At 49.8% G+C, this 16,586-nt stretch carries 21 protein-coding genes; 10 read left to right on the forward strand and 11 right to left on the reverse strand.

The features are described from left to right. Positions 1 to 175 precede the first annotated feature (175 nt). Together fadD and rnd are read left to right on the forward strand one after the other, a co-directional pair. Positions 176 to 1,861 (forward strand): long-chain-fatty-acid--CoA ligase FadD, encoded by a 1,686-nt coding sequence (gene fadD, locus AABJ99_RS10745; protein WP_000758422.1) that lies wholly within the window; start codon positions 176 to 178, stop codon positions 1,859 to 1,861. An 81-nt stretch (positions 1,862 to 1,942) separates the two neighbouring features. Next, a complete protein-coding gene (gene rnd, locus AABJ99_RS10750) occupies positions 1,943 to 3,058 on the forward strand; it encodes a ribonuclease D (protein ID WP_001303529.1) in 1,116 nt (371 codons plus the stop codon). Between the two features lie 53 nt (positions 3,059 to 3,111). Here rnd and yeaX read toward each other — a convergent pair whose 3' ends face one another. From yeaX to dmlA, 4 genes are all read right to left on the reverse strand, one after another. Next, positions 3,112 to 4,077 carry a carnitine monooxygenase reductase subunit YeaX gene (gene yeaX / locus AABJ99_RS10755; RefSeq protein ID WP_039020733.1) on the reverse strand — a complete coding sequence of 322 codons (966 nt, stop codon included), beginning with the start codon at positions 4,075 to 4,077 and terminating at the stop codon, positions 3,112 to 3,114. 55 nt (positions 4,078 to 4,132) lie between these two features. After that, complete coding sequence (yeaW, locus tag AABJ99_RS10760; RefSeq protein ID WP_039020734.1) at positions 4,133 to 5,257, reverse strand: carnitine monooxygenase, oxygenase subunit YeaW; 1,125 nt, start codon at positions 5,255 to 5,257, stop codon at positions 4,133 to 4,135. A gap of 31 nt (positions 5,258 to 5,288) precedes the next feature. Beyond that, on the reverse strand, positions 5,289 to 6,899 hold the full coding sequence (gene yeaV, locus AABJ99_RS10765; protein ID WP_039020735.1) for a BCCT family transporter YeaV: 1,611 nt from the start codon (positions 6,897 to 6,899) through the stop codon (positions 5,289 to 5,291). 249 nt (positions 6,900 to 7,148) lie between these two features. Next, entirely contained in the window at positions 7,149 to 8,234 is a 1,086-nt protein-coding gene (gene dmlA, locus AABJ99_RS10770) for a multifunctional D-malate/3-isopropylmalate/tartarate dehydrogenase (RefSeq protein ID WP_000978494.1), read from the reverse strand. Between the two features lie 102 nt (positions 8,235 to 8,336). Between dmlA and dmlR the strand changes: the two genes are divergently transcribed. The 5 genes from dmlR to yeaQ all read left to right on the forward strand — a co-directional run bounded on the left by dmlR (position 8,337) and on the right by yeaQ (position 11,139). After that, positions 8,337 to 9,260, forward strand: coding sequence for a DNA-binding transcriptional regulator DmlR (gene dmlR, locus AABJ99_RS10775; RefSeq protein WP_039020770.1), 924 nt, complete (start codon positions 8,337 to 8,339; stop codon positions 9,258 to 9,260). A 126-nt stretch (positions 9,261 to 9,386) separates the two neighbouring features. Next, complete coding sequence (gene leuE, locus AABJ99_RS10780) at positions 9,387 to 10,025, forward strand: leucine efflux protein LeuE (protein ID WP_000457194.1); 639 nt, start codon at positions 9,387 to 9,389, stop codon at positions 10,023 to 10,025. 172 nt (positions 10,026 to 10,197) lie between these two features. Continuing rightward, positions 10,198 to 10,557: a DUF1971 domain-containing protein YeaR gene (gene yeaR, locus AABJ99_RS10785; RefSeq protein WP_000939317.1), complete on the forward strand. Its 360-nt coding sequence runs from the start codon at positions 10,198 to 10,200 to the stop codon at positions 10,555 to 10,557. A 3-nt stretch (positions 10,558 to 10,560) separates the two neighbouring features. Further along, a complete protein-coding gene (yoaG, locus tag AABJ99_RS10790) occupies positions 10,561 to 10,743 on the forward strand; it encodes a DUF1869 domain-containing protein (RefSeq protein ID WP_000513737.1) in 183 nt (60 codons plus the stop codon). A 147-nt stretch (positions 10,744 to 10,890) separates the two neighbouring features. Then, positions 10,891 to 11,139 (forward strand): GlsB/YeaQ/YmgE family stress response membrane protein, encoded by a 249-nt coding sequence (yeaQ, locus tag AABJ99_RS10795; protein ID WP_000512153.1) that lies wholly within the window; start codon positions 10,891 to 10,893, stop codon positions 11,137 to 11,139. A 58-nt stretch (positions 11,140 to 11,197) separates the two neighbouring features. On the opposite strand, the gene yoaJ is transcribed toward yeaQ, so the two are convergent. From yoaJ to dgcP, 3 genes are read right to left on the reverse strand one after another with little or no spacing between them, the layout of a single operon-like run. Continuing rightward, a complete protein-coding gene (gene yoaJ, locus AABJ99_RS10800) occupies positions 11,198 to 11,272 on the reverse strand; it encodes a protein YoaJ (RefSeq protein WP_001386836.1) in 75 nt (24 codons plus the stop codon). Between the two features lie 2 nt (positions 11,273 to 11,274). Next, a complete protein-coding gene (yoaK, locus tag AABJ99_RS10805) occupies positions 11,275 to 11,373 on the reverse strand; it encodes a YoaK family small membrane protein (RefSeq protein ID WP_001219350.1) in 99 nt (32 codons plus the stop codon). 32 nt (positions 11,374 to 11,405) lie between these two features. Then, positions 11,406 to 12,431: a diguanylate cyclase DgcP gene (gene dgcP / locus AABJ99_RS10810; protein WP_001559244.1), complete on the reverse strand. Its 1,026-nt coding sequence runs from the start codon at positions 12,429 to 12,431 to the stop codon at positions 11,406 to 11,408. A 182-nt stretch (positions 12,432 to 12,613) separates the two neighbouring features. Between dgcP and yoaF the strand changes: the two genes are divergently transcribed. Beyond that, on the forward strand, positions 12,614 to 12,868 hold the full coding sequence (yoaF, locus tag AABJ99_RS10815; RefSeq protein ID WP_000691930.1) for a DUF333 domain-containing lipoprotein YoaF: 255 nt from the start codon (positions 12,614 to 12,616) through the stop codon (positions 12,866 to 12,868). 21 nt (positions 12,869 to 12,889) lie between these two features. On the opposite strand, the gene yeaO is transcribed toward yoaF, so the two are convergent. Further along, positions 12,890 to 13,237 (reverse strand): DUF488 domain-containing protein, encoded by a 348-nt coding sequence (yeaO, locus tag AABJ99_RS10820; protein WP_001354723.1) that lies wholly within the window; start codon positions 13,235 to 13,237, stop codon positions 12,890 to 12,892. A 54-nt stretch (positions 13,238 to 13,291) separates the two neighbouring features. Beyond that, positions 13,292 to 14,473, reverse strand: a complete 1,182-nt coding sequence (gene nimT, locus AABJ99_RS10825) for a 2-nitroimidazole transporter (RefSeq protein WP_000128490.1) — start codon at positions 14,471 to 14,473, stop codon at positions 13,292 to 13,294. 96 nt (positions 14,474 to 14,569) lie between these two features. Here nimT and nimR point away from each other — a divergent pair, with 96 nt between their 5' ends. Further along, positions 14,570 to 15,391, forward strand: a complete 822-nt coding sequence (gene nimR / locus AABJ99_RS10830; protein ID WP_000972246.1) for a DNA-binding transcriptional regulator NimR — start codon at positions 14,570 to 14,572, stop codon at positions 15,389 to 15,391. On the opposite strand, the gene yeaL is transcribed toward nimR, so the two are convergent. Further along, a complete protein-coding gene (yeaL, locus tag AABJ99_RS10835) occupies positions 15,348 to 15,794 on the reverse strand; it encodes a DUF441 domain-containing protein (RefSeq protein WP_000460707.1) in 447 nt (148 codons plus the stop codon). The genes nimR and yeaL overlap by 44 nt on opposite strands. A gap of 169 nt (positions 15,795 to 15,963) precedes the next feature. Here yeaL and yoaI point away from each other — a divergent pair, with 169 nt between their 5' ends. Then, complete coding sequence (gene yoaI, locus AABJ99_RS10840; RefSeq protein ID WP_000999630.1) at positions 15,964 to 16,068, forward strand: small membrane protein YoaI; 105 nt, start codon at positions 15,964 to 15,966, stop codon at positions 16,066 to 16,068. Here the strand turns inward: yoaI and yeaK are convergent, their stop codons facing one another. Beyond that, entirely contained in the window at positions 16,069 to 16,572 is a 504-nt protein-coding gene (gene yeaK, locus AABJ99_RS10845; protein ID WP_000138043.1) for a mischarged aminoacyl-tRNA deacylase, read from the reverse strand. Between the last annotated feature and the right edge of the window lie 14 nt (positions 16,573 to 16,586).

Below are 16,586 nucleotides of genomic sequence, written 5' to 3' on the forward strand. Positions count from 1 at the left end.
GGCTGGTCCGCTGTTTCTGCATTCTTACGGTAAAGATAAAAATAAATAGTGACGCGCTTCGCAACCTTTTCGTTGGGTAATTATCAAGCTGGTATGATGAGTTAATATTATGTTAACGGCATGTATATCATTTGGGGTTGCGATGACGACGAACACGCATTTTAGAGGTGAAGAATTGAAGAAGGTTTGGCTTAACCGTTATCCCGCGGACGTTCCGACGGAGATCAACCCTGACCGTTATCAATCTCTGGTAGATATGTTTGAGCAGTCGGTCGCGCGCTACGCCGATCAACCCGCGTTTGTGAATATGGGGGAGGTGATGACCTTCCGCAAACTGGAAGAACGCAGTCGCGCGTTTGCCGCTTATTTGCAACAAGGGTTGGGACTGAAGAAAGGCGATCGCGTTGCGTTGATGATGCCTAATTTATTGCAATATCCGGTGGCGCTGTTTGGCATTTTGCGTGCCGGGATGATTGTCGTAAACGTTAACCCGTTGTATACCCCGCGTGAACTTGAGCATCAGCTTAACGATAGCGGCGCATCGGCGATTGTTATCGTGTCTAACTTTGCCCACACTCTGGAAAAAGTGGTTGATAAAACCGCCGTTCAGCACGTAATTCTGACCCGTATGGGCGATCAGCTATCTACGGCAAAAGGCACGGTAGTCAACTTCGTTGTTAAATACATCAAGCGTCTGGTGCCGAAATACCATCTGCCAGATGCCATTTCATTTCGTAGCGCCCTGCACAACGGCTACCGGATGCAGTACGTCAAACCCGAACTGGTGCCGGAAGATTTAGCTTTCCTGCAATACACCGGCGGTACCACTGGTGTGGCGAAAGGCGCGATGCTGACTCACCGCAATATGCTGGCGAACCTGGAACAGGTTAACGCGACCTATGGTCCGCTGTTGCATCCGGGCAAAGAGCTGGTGGTGACGGCGCTGCCGCTGTATCACATTTTTGCACTGACCATTAACTGCCTGCTGTTTATCGAACTGGGTGGGCAGAACCTGCTTATCACTAACCCGCGCGATATTCCAGGGTTGGTAAAAGAGTTAGCGAAATATCCGTTTACCGCGATAACCGGCGTTAACACCTTGTTCAATGCGTTGCTGAACAATAAAGAGTTCCAGCAGCTGGATTTCTCCAGTCTGCATCTTTCTGCAGGCGGTGGTATGCCTGTTCAACAAGTGGTGGCAGAACGTTGGGTGAAACTGACCGGACAGTATCTGCTGGAAGGTTATGGCCTGACCGAGTGTGCGCCGCTGGTCAGCGTTAACCCGTATGATATTGATTATCATAGTGGTAGCATCGGTTTGCCGGTGCCGTCGACGGAAGCCAAACTGGTGGATGATGATGATAATGAAGTACCACCGGGTCAACCGGGTGAGCTTTGTGTCAAAGGACCGCAGGTGATGCTGGGTTACTGGCAGCGTCCGGATGCTACCGATGAAATCATCAAAAACGGTTGGCTACACACTGGCGACATTGCCGTAATGGACGAAGAAGGTTTCTTACGCATCGTTGATCGCAAAAAAGACATGATTCTGGTTTCCGGTTTTAACGTCTATCCCAACGAGATTGAAGATGTCGTCATGCAGCATCCTGGCGTACAGGAAGTCGCGGCTGTTGGCGTACCTTCCGGCTCAAGTGGTGAAGCGGTGAAAATCTTCGTTGTGAAAAAAGATCCATCGCTTACCGAAGAGTCACTGGTGACTTTTTGCCGCCGTCAGCTCACGGGCTACAAAGTACCGAAGCTGGTGGAGTTTCGTGATGAGTTACCGAAATCTAACGTCGGAAAAATTTTGCGACGAGAATTACGTGACGAAGCGCGCGGCAAAGTGGACAATAAAGCCTGAGCGTTAAGTCAGTCGTCAGACGCCGGTTAATCCGGCGTTTTTTTTGACGCCCACTAAAGAGAATACAATTTGAATTACCAAATGATTACCACGGACGATGCGCTGGCTTCTTTGTGTGAAGCTGTCCGTGCCTTTCCGGCGATAGCCCTGGATACTGAATTTGTTCGTACGCGCACCTATTACCCGCAGCTGGGTCTAATTCAACTTTTCGATGGCGAGCATCTGGCGCTAATTGATCCTCTCGGGATCACCGACTGGTCACCGCTGAAAGCGATCCTGCGCGATCCGTCCATCACAAAATTTCTCCATGCAGGCAGTGAAGATCTGGAAGTGTTCCTCAATGTCTTTGGCGAATTACCACAACCCCTGATTGACACGCAAATCCTTGCTGCCTTCTGCGGACGCCCGATGTCATGGGGTTTTGCTTCCATGGTGGAAGAGTATTCCGGCGTTACGCTGGACAAGAGTGAATCGCGCACCGACTGGCTGGCCAGACCGCTGACTGAACGTCAGTGTGAATACGCAGCGGCGGATGTCTGGTATCTGTTACCGATCACCGCAAAGCTTATGGTAGAAACGGAGGCCTCCGGCTGGCTACCTGCGGCGCTGGATGAATGCCGCCTGATGCAAATGCGTCGTCAGGAAGTCGTTGCGCCGGAAGATGCCTGGCGTGATATCACCAATGCCTGGCAGTTACGCACACGCCAACTGGCCTGTCTGCAACTGTTAGCCGATTGGCGACTGCGTAAGGCGCGGGAGCGCGATCTGGCGGTGAACTTTGTCGTGCGTGAAGAGCATTTGTGGTCGGTAGCGCGTTATATGCCGGGAAGTTTAGGCGAACTGGACAGCCTGGGCTTATCCGGTAGCGAAATCCGCTTTCACGGTAAAACGCTGCTGGCGCTGGTGGAAAAAGCGCAGACATTGCCGGAAGAGGCCTTACCGCAGCCGATGCTTAACCTGATGGACATGCCGGGTTATCGTAAAGCGTTTAAAGCGATTAAGTCGCTGATTACTGACGTGAGCGAAACACACAAGATCAGCGCCGAATTGCTGGCATCGCGTCGGCAAATCAACCAGCTGCTGAACTGGCACTGGAAACTGAAACCGCAGAACAATTTGCCGGAGCTGATTTCCGGCTGGCGTGGTGAGCTGATGGCGGAAGCATTACACAATTTATTGCAGGAATATCCACAGTAAAATCTTCCGAAGCCGGACTGGGTGCGCTCAGCGCCACATCCGGCTTCGGCAAACTACAAATCCAACACCAGGCGTTTACCCTTCGCGCGTGAACAACAGATCAACATACTTTGCTGGCTGGCACGCTCTTCATCGCTAAAATACTGATCCCGATGGTCAGCTTCACCTTCCAGTATTGCCGTTTCGCAGGTTCCGCATACCCCTTCACGACATAAACATTCCACTTTCGCTGCTTTACTATTTTCAATAACCTGCAAAATAGTCATCTCTTCCGGCACCACAAACTCTTTTCCGGAACGGGCAAGCACCAGCGTAAATGCATCGCCGGTTTTGTCTTCGATAGCAAATTGCTCAAAGTGCAGCGTATCGGTGGCGATGTCCAGACGCGCAGCTTCACTTCTTACCGCCTCATTTAGCGCCTCGGGGCCACAGGTATAAACATGTGTGCCAGGTTCGATATCCGCCAATAATCGCGCTAATTCCAGTCGTGTTCCGGTTGATGAATGATGCAAATGGACTTTCTCGGCATGCGGATGCTGGACTAGCTCATCACGAAATGCGCAACTTTCTGGATTTCGCGAGCAGTAATGTAACTGCCAGTCGACGTCGCTGTATTGCAACTCTGCCATGTGCGACAGGAAAGGAGTAATACCAATACCGCCCGCGATAAACAGATGCTTTCTGGCCGAGGGAATTAGCGCAAACAGATTATTAGGCGTCGAAATGGTCAACCGATCGCCTGCTTTCACCTGCTGATGCAAAAAGCGCGAACCACCGCGCGAGTTTTCTTCCAGTCGAACGGCAATCTGATAATGAGTTGTATCGAGCGGCGAACTCAGCAGTGAATACGCATTGCTGTACTGGTTATCACCATCGCTCATCTGCACAATGACGTGACTTCCTCCGGTAAATGCAGGTAATGGTTTGCCATCGGTTGCCACCAGCGTGAAGCGTTTCACCTGTTCGGTAAGCGGTTCAATTTGGCTCACCTGAACTTCAAACATTTGGTAGTTTGACATTGCTGTACTCCATCAAAAATCAGCCCAGCGGCGGAAAATACCGCCGCCGATGTCATTAGTCCTTAAACACCTGCGCCAGCAGATTATGGAAATGGGCGATACCGTGTTCGGAAATTCCGCTACCGCTACTGTCGGCCATGATGCGCCCCTGACCACGATAGCCACGCGATTTCAGCCCTTTCTGTACGCTTTCAACCAGACGTAAATCTTCCGGACGGAACACGTCGCGATACCACTCAATCAGTGATTTTTGCTCGTCGGTTAACTCTTCATTGGTGAAGTAAATATCGTAGTTTTGCAGGGTAGTTTCAGAATCCACCGGGAATTCATAAATGACCGTCATCATGCCTTTGATCGGGGTGACGTTCAGCATCGTGCACGGCCACAGCCAGAAACCATGGAATGCCGCATCCGTGCCCTCTTTGAATTTGAAAGACTGTTCGGACGGTTTGGCGAAACCGTACTGCAGCGTCCAGTTACCGTGCATGGTGTGCCAGTAACGATCAACCTGAACGGAGTCGGAGAAACCTGGATGCGCCGGACCACAGTGATAGCACTCGAGATAGTTATCGACAATGTTCTTCCAGTTGGCAGGCGTGCAGGTGGTAAAGCGGGCCGCCAGTTTCAGGTCATGGACTTCCGGGCAGGCTTCCAGCACTTTCGCCCCCAGACCGGGTAACTGATCTTCTACGCTGGTGGCGTTGGGGTCCATGTTGATGAAGACGAATCCGGCATATTCTTCCAGACGTACTGGAACCAGTTGCGCTTTGTCGCTATCGAAATTGGCGACGTTTTCGCAGTTACGCGCATGGGCCAGGTTGCCATCGAGTTTGAATGCCCAGGCGTGATACGGGCAGGTAATCACATTTTTCGCTTTCCCTTCGCCGCTCAATAACTGATGACCACGGTGCGGGCAAACGTTATAGAACGCGCGCAAAACCTTATCACGACCGCGTACCAGCACGATGCTTTCGCCAATGATCTCACGCGTCACATAATCATTGGCATTCGCCAGTTCGCTGCTGTGAGCGACGCAAATCCAGCTTTTGGCGAAGACGTTCTCTTTTTCGTGTTCAAACGCGTTCTGATCGGTATAAAAACGGGCAGGAATGGTCCACGCCTCTTGTGGGTTAGCGCAAAAATTTTCGGGTAGTACAAAGTCAGGTCTCAGATTGCTCATAGGGATACCTTTATCGTTAGGATGATGGCGCTCAGTTGTCGCCTTTGAATACGGTTCCCGCAGGGAGCACTGGCGTTTTTTCCAGGGCTTCAACCGGTGTCTGCGGGAGATAATGTTCAACTTGATGAGCCGGAATGTCGGCGTAATCCTGTTTCAGCCAGCGAACAAATCCGCCGACTTTCACCAGTAAAATGGCGAGGAAGGGAAGGGCAGTGAGGACGACGGTAGTTTTCATTGTTTCCAGCGAAGCACCGGTAAACAAGATGGAAAGCGGGATCAGGGTGATCACCACGCACCAGAATAGGCGAAGACCACGGTCAGGGTCGTCACCTTCCTGAAGATTTCGCGTACTGGTCGCCGCCATAGTGTAGGCCACCGCATCCATATGCGAGGCAAGGAAAATAATCATCACGCCCAGGTATGCGGCGAGGAATAATTTACCGGCTGGCAATGACATCAGAACTTGTTGAACGGCAGTTTCACCGCCCAACGTTTCCAGCACCTGTGGGACGTTGATTACGCCATTGATAAACTGATGAATGGCATAGCTTTCCATTACGCCGAAGAAGAACCAGCAACCGACGGTGCTGCCGAGGATCAGTCCCCAGATAACTTCTTTAATCTTACGACCGCGCGAAACTCGGGTGACAAACATTGCTACGCCAGGGGTGTATGAGATCCACCACAGCCAGTAGAAAACGGTCCAGTTGCGGGTAAATGAACCATCGCCAAGCGGATCGGTGAATAAGCTCATTTGCAGGAAGTTTTGCGTGGTCAGGCCGATGGCATTGATGATGCTGTTGGTAATAAATTCGGTTGGACCGACAATCAGCACCAGTAATGGCAGCAGGAACGCGCCCCAGCCAACCATTTTGCTTAGACGTTGCAAACCGTTGTTGATACCAATCCACGAGCTTAGGCAAAAAATGCCGCCGGAAAGCAGAATCACAAATGCCTGTACGGTAAAGTTATCGGGTAAACCGGTCAGCGCGGAAAGCCCACGGGTAAAGGTTGCTGCGGTGACAACAAGGGAAATGGTCAGTGCGCCGACAGTGGCGATCAGGAACATCAAATCGACCAGTTTCCCCCACGGGCCTTGCGGGCGAACGCCGGTAATAGCAGCAATAATGCCGGAAAGGCTCAGCCCTTTATTTTTCCGCACATGAAAGTGATAAGCCATGATTAATGAGGCCAGCGTATAAGTTGCCCAGGCGCTGATGCCCCAGTGGAAGAAGGAGTAGGGAACGCTAAATTCGAGTGCCTGTTGTGAACGCGGTGCGATATTTAATCCAGGCGTTTGATAATAATAGGCCCATTCAGCAACCCCCCAATAAAGCGTAGAAGAACCTAAACCGGCACAAATAAACATAAACAGCCAGGAGAGCGTGCTGTATTCCGGTTTTCCTTCGCCAAGACGAATATTGCCGTATTTACTGGTGGCTAAATAAATCACCAGTCCCATTGCCAGCAAAACCAATACCTGTACGGCGGAACCTAACGTACGCGTAACAAAAGTGTATATTGCGTTGGCCGCGTCGGCCGATTGTTGTGGGAAAAGGCTTAATGCAGCTGCGATGAAAAGAATGGCCACCAGGCTGATGCTTATCAACGGCACATCTTTTTTCTTAACATTGCTCATCATGAGTCATCTCCTGGGCATAAAAGCCCGCCTCTGGCTTTTGCCAGTTGTAATTATTTGCAGGGTATGAGTTGTATGTTGTGTTTAACAAATTGATTATTTACATGTTACATAAATTAAACAATTAAGAATACGGAAAGCCATAAAACACGAAACGGAAACAATAAAAGGTGAAATGACGCAGGTTATTTACTGCAAAGAACGAATAAAAAAACCGCGTCAGTGACGCGGTTCAAATAAACTGGTTTGACCTTAACGCAAAATAATTTTGCAAATCGCGTCGGCAACCTGTGGCGTGGTGGCATTGCCTTTCATATCAGGTGTTTTCGGCCCGTGAGCAATCACTTCTTCAATCGCGGCCAGAATACCGTTATGCGCTTGCTGGAAACGCTCATCGCCATTGCCGAGAAAATCGAGCATCATTGCACCGGCCCAAATCGTGGCGATAGGGTTAGCAATATTTTTCCCGTAGATATCCGGCGCGGAACCGTGGACTGGCTCGAAGAGCGACGGGAAAGTGCGTTCCGGATTCAGGTTGGCGGATGGGGCAATGCCAATGGTGCCGGTGCAGGCCGGGCCAAGATCGGAAAGGATATCGCCAAACAAATTGGACGCCACTACCACATCGAAGCGTTCCGGCTGCATCACAAAACGTGCGCAGAGAATGTCAATATGCTGCTTGTCCCAGCGGATCTCCGGGTAATTCTCAGCCATTGCTTCCACTCGCTCATCCCAGTACGGCATGCTGATGGCTAAACCGTTCGATTTAGTGGCAGAAGTTAGCGTCTTACGTGGGCGGCTTTGCGCAAGTTCAAAGGCATAGCGCAAAATACGATCGACACCACGACGAGTAAATACCGATTCCTGAATGACGACTTCATGCTCTGTACCTTCATTCACTCTACCGCCGAGCGAGGAATATTCGCCTTCGGTGTTTTCCCTGACCACGTAAAAATCGATGTCGCCAGGCTGTTTTCCCGCCAGCGGGCAGGGAACGCCAGGAAAGAGACGAACCGGGCGCAGGTTGACGTACTGGTCGAACTCACGACGAAATTTCAGCAGCGAACCCCACAACGAAATATGGTCCGGAACGGTATCCGGCCAGCCGACGGCACCAAAATAGATGGCGTCGAAACGGCTAAGTTGCTCATGCCAGTCGTCCGGCATCATTTTACCGTGATGGCTGTAATACTCGCAGCTCGCCCACTCCATTTGCTCAAAACTCAAGGCGAAGCCCCAGCGCTCAGCGGCAGCCTGTAACACGCGAATCCCTTCAGGAAGGACTTCTTTGCCAATCCCGTCTCCCGGGATCGCAGCAATACGCATCGTTTTCATCATTGGGTTCTCACTTCCTGACCATCAAAATTGACAATACCCTCATCCTATAATTGACTGAAAAGGAATTAATCCCCGTAACTGGTGAAACATAAAACACGAATCATGAATAATTTACCGCTGCTGAACGATTTGCGCGTCTTTATGCTGGTGGCTCGCCGGGCTGGTTTTGCTTCCGTGGCAGAAGAATTGGGCGTTTCACCGGCGTTCGTCAGCAAGCGCATCGCCTTGCTGGAGCAAACGCTAAACGTGGTGTTGTTACACCGTACCACCCGCCGCGTCACCATTACCGAAGAAGGAGAGCGGATTTATGAATGGGCGCAGCGGATTTTGCAGGATGTCGGTCAAATGATGGACGAACTTTCTGACGTGCGTCAGGTGCCGCAGGGGATGCTGCGTATTATCAGCAGCTTTGGTTTTGGACGACAGGTAGTGGCTCCGGCGTTATCAGCGCTTGCGAAAGCGTATCCGCAACTGGAATTACGTTTTGATGTGGAAGACCGGTTGGTCGATTTGGTCAATGAAGGCGTCGATCTCGATATTCGCATTGGCGATGACATCGCCCCTAATTTAATCGCCCGCAAACTGGCGACCAATTACCGCATTCTCTGCGCGTCGCCGGAATTTATTGCGCAACATGGCGCGCCGAAACATTTAACCGATCTTTCTGCATTGCCGTGCCTGGTCATTAAAGAGCGCGATCATCCTTTTGGTGTCTGGCAATTACGCAATAAAGAAGGCCACCATGCGATTAAAGTTACCGGCCCACTGTCGTCTAATCATGGAGAAATTGTCCATCAGTGGTGTCTCGATGGGCAGGGGATTGCTCTGCGCTCCTGGTGGGATGTTAGCGAAAACATTGCCAGTGGTCATTTAGTACAAGTGCTACCGGAATATTACCAGCCAGCAAATGTCTGGGCCGTTTATGTTTCAAGGCTGGCGACGTCAGCGAAAGTGCGGATAACGGTAGAATTTTTACGCCAGTATTTTGCCGAGCACTACCCGAATTTTTCACTGGACCACGCCTGATTAATGATTCAATTATCGGGTTGATATCAGGTTAAACCCTGATTTTCTCCTTTCTAAGCCGCTAGAGATTGGTTAGCATATTCACCTTTAATCGCGCATGATCGATAGATAATTAAAGAGGTTAATGTGTTCGCTGAATACGGGGTACTGAATTACTGGACCTATCTGGTTGGAGCCATTTTTATTGTGTTGGTGCCAGGGCCAAATACCCTGTTTGTACTCAAAAATAGCGTCAGTAGCGGTATCAAAGGCGGCTATCTTGCGGCCTGTGGCGTATTTATTGGCGATGCAGTATTGATGTTTCTGGCATGGGCCGGAGTGGCGACATTAATTAAAACCACCCCGATATTATTCAACATTGTACGTTATCTTGGTGCGTTTTATTTGCTCTACCTGGGGAGTAAAATTCTCTACGCGACCCTGAAGGGTAAAAATAGCGAGGTCAAATCCGACGAGCCCCAATACGGAGCCATCTTTAAGCGCGCGTTAATTTTGAGCCTGACTAATCCGAAAGCCATTTTGTTCTATGTGTCGTTTTTTGTACAGTTTATCGATGTTAATGCTCCACATACGGGAATTTCATTCTTTATTCTGGCGACGACGCTGGAACTGGTGAGTTTCTGCTATTTGAGCTTCCTGATTATTTCTGGTGCTTTTGTCACGCAGTACATACGTACCAAAAAGAAACTGGCTAAAGTGGGCAACTCACTGATTGGTTTGATGTTTGTGGGTTTCGCCGCCCGACTGGCGACGCTCCAGTCCTGATGCATTCAGCCCGCGTTGTCGCGGGCTTCCCACCTGTAATCCTCCCTGATTCTTCTCTGATACGGTGCTAAAAAGTAATCAATAAATGGTATTTAAAATGCAAATTATCAGGCGTACCCTGAAACGGCTGAAATAAACTGTTTTCAGCACATTCATCGAAGGAGGGAAAAGGATGCTGCAAATCCCACAGAATTATATTCATACGCGCTCAACGCCTTTCTGGAATAAACAAACTGCGCCTGCCGGAATATTCGAACGTCATCTTGATAAAGGAACGCGCCCAGGGGTATACCCACGCCTTTCCGTTATGCATGGGGCGGTCAAATATCTCGGCTACGCTGATGAACACAGTGCAGAGCCTGATCAGGTGATCCTTATCGAAGCGGGGCAGTTTGCGGTGTTTCCGCCAGAAAAGTGGCACAACATTGAAGCCATGACTGACGACACTTATTTCAACATTGACTTCTTCGTTGCTCCTGAAGTCCTGATGGAAGGCGCGCAACAACGAAAAGTCATTCATAACGGGAAATGAATCATGGGCAAAGCAACGTATACCGTGACCGTCACCAATAACAGTAATGGCGTTTCTGTCGATTATGAAACAGAGACGCCGATGACTTTGCTGGTGCCAGAAGTGGCGGCTGAAGTGATAAAAGATCTGGTGAATACCGTGCGTTCTTATGACACGGAAAACGAACATGATGTTTGTGGTTGGTAATTATCACTGATCGTAGATGGCGCAATTTCTGCGCCATTGCAAAAAAATCCTCCGTGATGCTTGTCACAAATCTTGCCCTCCTGATGTTGTGCTATGCTTTTTATCAGCGACTAACCCGCTAATGCAAAACAGATAAGTGAGGAAACAATGGGCATTCTGTCATGGATTATTTTTGGGCTTATTGCCGGTATTCTGGCGAAGTGGATCATGCCAGGTAAAGATGGTGGTGGATTCTTTATGACTATCCTGCTGGGGATAGTCGGTGCCGTAGTCGGCGGATGGATCAGCACGCTGTTTGGCTTTGGTAAAGTCGATGGCTTCAATTTTGGCAGCTTCGTGGTTGCCGTTATTGGCGCGATTGTCGTGCTGTTTATCTACAGAAAGATTAAAAGTTAACGCTTAAATTGCACAAAGGCTGCACACAGGCAGCCTTTGCTATTTTCTAGATGTGACGTTACCACCATCCCAGCTCAGTGCCGAGTACGACAATAATCGCCACACCCATCATAATAATCGTTGTTTTTTTCATCTTTATGCTCCCGGGGCAGCATAGCCGCCAATAAAAAACCATGCTAAAAATACGACCGCTGTAATAAAGATTACAACCGGAAAAATAATACCGATTCGCATGTTATCACCAATCAAAAGGATGTGAATACGCCTCAGGAATGTAGCGCTGGATGCGCGACAAAAGGGGTTTTCTGTTTGTGTTTTTTCTCCTGATACATCGCGATATCGGCAGCATGCAGGGCGCTGTCTGCATCGGTCGTTTCAGGATCGACTTCTACTATGCCAAGACTGGCACCAGGATAATACAAATCAACATCACCTAAGTGATATTCTCCGCGTATTTGCTGTTGAATACGTTCTCGCAGCGATGGAATATCTGCATTCTCATTGTTCAGTGAAACAACCAAAAACTCATCACCGCCGAGACGACCAATAACTTCGCCATTTTGCTGGAGCGTATTAAGGCGCTCGCCAACCTGAATAAGAAACAGATCGCCACTATTATGACCAAAACGATCATTGATTAATTTGAAGTTATCCAGATCGATAAATGCGATCATTATCTTATGGTTAAGATGCCTCGCAAGAGAAAACAGCGTCGTCAGGTTTTCAAAAATCGCCCGCCGATTCGGTAGCCCGGTTAACGAGTCGGTATACGATTGCGCAATCAGTGCGGCATTGGCTTCGCGCAGCTGTTCAACCAGCGCCTCTTTTTGAATATATTGTGCAATCAGTCCGGCGAATAACTGCAAAACCTGTTCCGCGCGTTCACTCCACTGGCGCTTCTCACTGCTGGCGGCGCAAAGCGTGCCATAGAATGATCCATCCGGTAAGTGAATTGGCGTGCTCAGAAATGTGGTGATGCCAAGATTTCGTGCCGCAATACAGTCGCCCCAACGGTCGGGGACTTCATCGCTGAAAAAGCAGTTTTCATCAATGGCGCGTTTGCATAACGAGTAATCCCACGAGACGGTAAAATTCTCCGGGATGTGCATTTTCTGGCTGTTACGGGCAAACATTATATGCTGCAGGCGCGCTTCGACATCCACTTTGGTCAGGTAGGTTGATTCCATATCAGTGACCATTTCCAGCATCTCCAGAAGCTGTCGGACCAGGCTTTCCAGTGACTGTTCTTTGGCAAGGGATTGCGAGACGCGGGCGATAATCTGATCTGACACGAAACAACTCCAGGATACGGCGGGTAAATGCTGATTATTTAATCTTTGCAGGCATGATAAAACATCAACAACAAAGATGAAACAAGGCGTAATATGATTTGAGTGAATGTAATAAAAATAGTGCTGCAAAACAAAACGATACCGCGATACTCTAAGCTTGGATAAATATGTGAGATCAATAAATGAAAATTATCAGTTTTGTTCTGCCTTGCTTGCTGGTCCTGGCTGGTTGTTCAACCCCTTCTCAGCCAGAAGCACCTAAACCGCCGCAGATTGGTATGGCAAATCCGGCGTCGGTCTATTGCCAGCAGAAGGGCGGGACGCTCATTCCTGTGCAGACAGCGCAAGGGGTCAGCAACAATTGCAAATTACCGGGCGGTGAAACGATTGATGAATGGGCATTGTGGCGACGGGACCATCCGGCTGGTGAAAAATAACCGCCGGATGCTGCACTAAAATCACAAGCTACGTAGCCAGTCGGCCAGCACCAGTGCATGGTTCTGCGTGGTGTTTTTTGCTGAGTAGAGCAGGGTTAGCGGCTGTTTTTTGGCGATGTCTGCCAGCCGCTTTCCTTCTTGCTCGTGTTGCGTCAGTTCTGCAAGATATTGCTCGCGAAAGGTTGCAAAATCGACGACTTCGCCGTGAAAGGCTTTGCGCAGTTCCGTTGACGGCGTGATTTCTTTATCCCACTCATCAAGGGCTAAATCGGTTTTTTTGATACCGCGTGGCCAGAGGCGGTCGACCAGTACGCGATAACCATCGCTCTGTTCAGCCGGATCATAAACGCGTTTGCACTGAATATTCATCGTATTTGTTCTCCCTTTCACGCATGATTTGTCACGTCACTATAGCACCGGATATTAGCGAATTTCTTTGTCTCTCCCGGCGCAAAGTCCGAAAATCGCCATCAGTAGTGAAAGTATTGCAACACCCATCAGTGGTACGGACCAGTCACCGTTAGCATCGTGTATTTTACCCATCAGTGGCGGCCCACAGGCTGCCAGCAAATACCCGACGGATTGTGCCATCCCCGAGAGTGCCGCCGCCTGATGCGCAGAACTTGCCCGCAGACCAATGAACGTCAACCCCAGTATCATTGTTGCGCCGGAACCAAAACCGAAAAGCAGAGTCCAGGTGATCGCGTGTGCTGGCATAAAGCAGAGCCCAACCGCGCCCACTGCGCACATCAAGGCAACGAACGCTGCAATACCACGCTGATCTTTCACATGATGTAAGAAAAGTGGGATCAGCAAACCGGGAGCTGCTGTGGCTAGTTGCAGCAAACCATGCAGTGAACCCGCCTGTGCTTCGCTATAGCCGTGACTGATGAGGATCGCCGGAAGCCAGCCAATAATCACGTAATAGACGAGTGAGTTGATCCCAAGAAACAATGTTACCTGCCAGGCAAGCGGCGAACGCCAGATACCCCGAGTATGTAAGGCGCGTGAGGTACTCAAATTTGCATGTTGTTGACTTCGCCACTGTGGCAGCCATAAAAAAAGAGCCAGCAGAGGAAAACACATCAGCATGAGCAACGCGCCTTGCCAGCCAAAACCGTTCAAAGCCAGCGGCACGACCATAGCCGATCCCAGTGCCGCCGCAGCTCCCATTGTCAGGGAATATGCGCCGGTAAGTCTGGCGACGGAATGAGGGAAATCGCGTTTAATTAATCCTGGCAGTAAGACATTGCCTAATGCAATCCCACCGCCAATGACCGCTGTACCGCCAAATAATAAGTAAGGCGAAGGGAGAGAGCGAATTGCAATACCAGCACAGATCAAAAGTAACGCGGCAAACAGGCTACGTTCCATACCAAAACGTCGCGCCACCGGGGCAGCCAGCGGTGAGATTAGCGCAAAGGCTAATAATGGCAGGGTGGTCAATAAGCCGGTTTGCGCCGTGGTCAGCGAGTAAGCGGAACGAATCGTATCCAGTAACGGTGCTGCGCCGGTAAAGGTGACGCGTAATGTTGTGGCAATCATCAGAATGCCAGCGATAAGGACAATCCTGTTTTTGCCGCTTAATGAAGTTGAACAGGTCATATGCTTCTCATTGTTACAAACGAGGCTGTACCTTACCGTTTTTATTGTTATGTTGAATCAAGCTAAAATGACAAATTATCGCTAAATTCGGACAAAATGATGCACAGGTTGAATCTCAATGGCTATGAACCCGACCGACACCATGAAGCCGCGGTCGCATTTTGTATTCACGCCGGAACGGATGAGTTAACCAGTCCTGTACATCAGCACCGCAAAGGGCAGCTGATACTGGCGCTACATGGTGCAATTACCTGTACGGTGGAAAATGCTTTGTGGATGGTGCCGCCGCAATATGCGGTTTGGATACCGGGAGGGGTGGAACATAGCAATCAAGTGACAGCTAACGCTGAACTCTGTTTTTTGTTTATAGAGCCCAGCGCAGTGACAATGCCGACAACATGTTGCACATTGAAAATATCGCCCTTATGCCGGGAATTAATTTTAACCCTGGCAAACAGGACGACGACTCAGCGTGCTGAGCCGATGACCCGCAGATTAATTCAGGTCCTGTTTGATGAACTCCCTCAGCAGCCACAACAACAGCTGCACCTGCCCGTTTCTTCTCATCCTAAAATCCGCACGATGGTGGAGATGATGGCGAAAGAGCCCGTCGAGTGGGGCTCATTGGGGCAATGGGCTGGCTTTTTTGCGATGAGTGAACGCAATCTTGCCCGGCTGATAGTGAAAGAGACGGGGTTGAGTTTTCGCCAGTGGCGTCAGCAGTTACAGCTGATTATGGCGCTTCAGGGATTAGTGAAAGGCGATACTGTACAGAAAGTTGCTCATACGCTGGGGTATGATTCAACAACGGCCTTTATTACTATGTTTAAGAAAGGCCTGGGGCAAACGCCAGGCCGATATATTGCGGGATTAACTACTGTTTCCCCACAATCAGCGAAACCAGACCCGCGGCAATAAGCGGGCCAACCGGTACGCCGCGAAATAGCGCCACGCCCAAAACAGTGCCCACCAGCAGCCCGGCGACCAGTTGCGGCTGGCTGCCCATTAACGTCACGCCGCGCCCACCTAGCCAGGAGACAATAACGCCTACTGCAATTGCCACCAGCGATTTCCAGTTCAGAAACGAGTGAATCAGGGTTGAGGGCGGTAGCGTCCCGCTGGCGATGGGGGCCATAACGCCAATAGTCAGAATGATTATCCCGATACTTAGCCCCTGTTTTTCAATCCACGGGAAAAAGGTGCTTAACGGTGTGACGCGGACAATGATCAACACCAGAATTGAAACGGCGACAGTGGTGTTATGACTGATAAAGCCCAGCGCAGCTAACCCGAGCAGGATCAGCAAAGTGACATCAAACATCGTGGTTTCCTTGCCAAAAAATAATAAGCCTGCTTACTTTACGCTTGCTGCAGGAAGGAAGTAGAAAATCTTTACGTTTTTTGCATAAAAAATCAGGCGAACTGTCATCAAACTGCCATTTGGGCACGCTAACAATAACGTGAAAACAGCTATCTCCCCGGGGCATACTATGAACGATCAAATGTTTGTCGAGACACTGATTATCACGTCATCGTTTTTTGCCATTGCTGTTGTGCTGGTTTTGTCCGTTCTGCTTATTGAACGGACAGGCTAGTTACGCAGTGCGGCGGAAATTGACCAGTTCTGGTTGCGCAATGCGCAAATAATCCGCGGTTTTCAAAATAACGGATTTATCCAGCATGCCTGCATTGAAGGCGATTTCATCAAATCGTTCGAAGAGTAGGGGATCGGCAACCAGTTTGAGTTTTGGATGGAAGCTGAAAGGGGGGATCGCGCCAAAGACACAGCCTGTCAGTTCATCGACTTCCGCAGGACTGGCCAACGAAGCGCGTAATCCGCCTATATGACTGGCGAGTTGGCTCAGATCGGCCTGTTGATCGGCAGCGAGGATCGCCAGAACATGTTGATTCACGCCATTGCCTTTGACTTTACATACCAGTGCCTTAGCCCCCTGGCCTAAAGCGGTGCCACGAATTTCTGACACCGCTTCGCATTTACCTACCGCCTCATGGGTAACGACGCGGAAGTCAGCTCCTTCTTGTGATAATAAAGCGATTAACCGCTGATGCGTCACGCTTCCTTTAGCCATTTCAGTCATTTCATGCTCCTGAG

It is taken from the genome of Escherichia coli (assembly GCF_036503815.1).
Taxonomy (GTDB): domain Bacteria; phylum Pseudomonadota; class Gammaproteobacteria; order Enterobacterales; family Enterobacteriaceae; genus Escherichia; species Escherichia coli_F.

What these genes read in the sequence shown, in the direction of transcription:
- rnd (WP_001303529.1), top strand. Translation starts at nt 1,943, where the DNA reads ATGATTACCACGGACGATGCGCTGGCTTCTTTGTGTGAAGCTGTCCGT.
- yeaX (WP_039020733.1), bottom strand. Translation starts at nt 4,077, where the DNA reads ATGTCAAACTACCAAATGTTTGAAGTTCAGGTGAGCCAAATTGAACCG.
- yeaW (WP_039020734.1), bottom strand. Translation starts at nt 5,257, where the DNA reads ATGAGCAATCTGAGACCTGACTTTGTACTACCCGAAAATTTTTGCGCT.
- yeaV (WP_039020735.1), bottom strand. Translation starts at nt 6,899, where the DNA reads ATGATGAGCAATGTTAAGAAAAAAGATGTGCCGTTGATAAGCATCAGC.
- dmlA (WP_000978494.1), bottom strand. Translation starts at nt 8,234, where the DNA reads ATGATGAAAACGATGCGTATTGCTGCGATCCCGGGAGACGGGATTGGC.
- dmlR (WP_039020770.1), top strand. Translation starts at nt 8,337, where the DNA reads ATGAATAATTTACCGCTGCTGAACGATTTGCGCGTCTTTATGCTGGTG.
- yeaR (WP_000939317.1), top strand. Translation starts at nt 10,198, where the DNA reads ATGCTGCAAATCCCACAGAATTATATTCATACGCGCTCAACGCCTTTC.
- yoaG (WP_000513737.1), top strand. Translation starts at nt 10,561, where the DNA reads ATGGGCAAAGCAACGTATACCGTGACCGTCACCAATAACAGTAATGGC.
- yeaQ (WP_000512153.1), top strand. Translation starts at nt 10,891, where the DNA reads ATGGGCATTCTGTCATGGATTATTTTTGGGCTTATTGCCGGTATTCTG.
- yoaK (WP_001219350.1), bottom strand. Translation starts at nt 11,373, where the DNA reads ATGCGAATCGGTATTATTTTTCCGGTTGTAATCTTTATTACAGCGGTC.
- yoaF (WP_000691930.1), top strand. Translation starts at nt 12,614, where the DNA reads ATGAAAATTATCAGTTTTGTTCTGCCTTGCTTGCTGGTCCTGGCTGGT.
- yeaO (WP_001354723.1), bottom strand. Translation starts at nt 13,237, where the DNA reads ATGAATATTCAGTGCAAACGCGTTTATGATCCGGCTGAACAGAGCGAT.
- nimT (WP_000128490.1), bottom strand. Translation starts at nt 14,473, where the DNA reads ATGACCTGTTCAACTTCATTAAGCGGCAAAAACAGGATTGTCCTTATC.
- nimR (WP_000972246.1), top strand. Translation starts at nt 14,570, where the DNA reads ATGATGCACAGGTTGAATCTCAATGGCTATGAACCCGACCGACACCAT.
- yeaL (WP_000460707.1), bottom strand. Translation starts at nt 15,794, where the DNA reads ATGTTTGATGTCACTTTGCTGATCCTGCTCGGGTTAGCTGCGCTGGGC.
- yoaI (WP_000999630.1), top strand. Translation starts at nt 15,964, where the DNA reads ATGAACGATCAAATGTTTGTCGAGACACTGATTATCACGTCATCGTTT.
- yeaK (WP_000138043.1), bottom strand. Translation starts at nt 16,572, where the DNA reads ATGACTGAAATGGCTAAAGGAAGCGTGACGCATCAGCGGTTAATCGCT.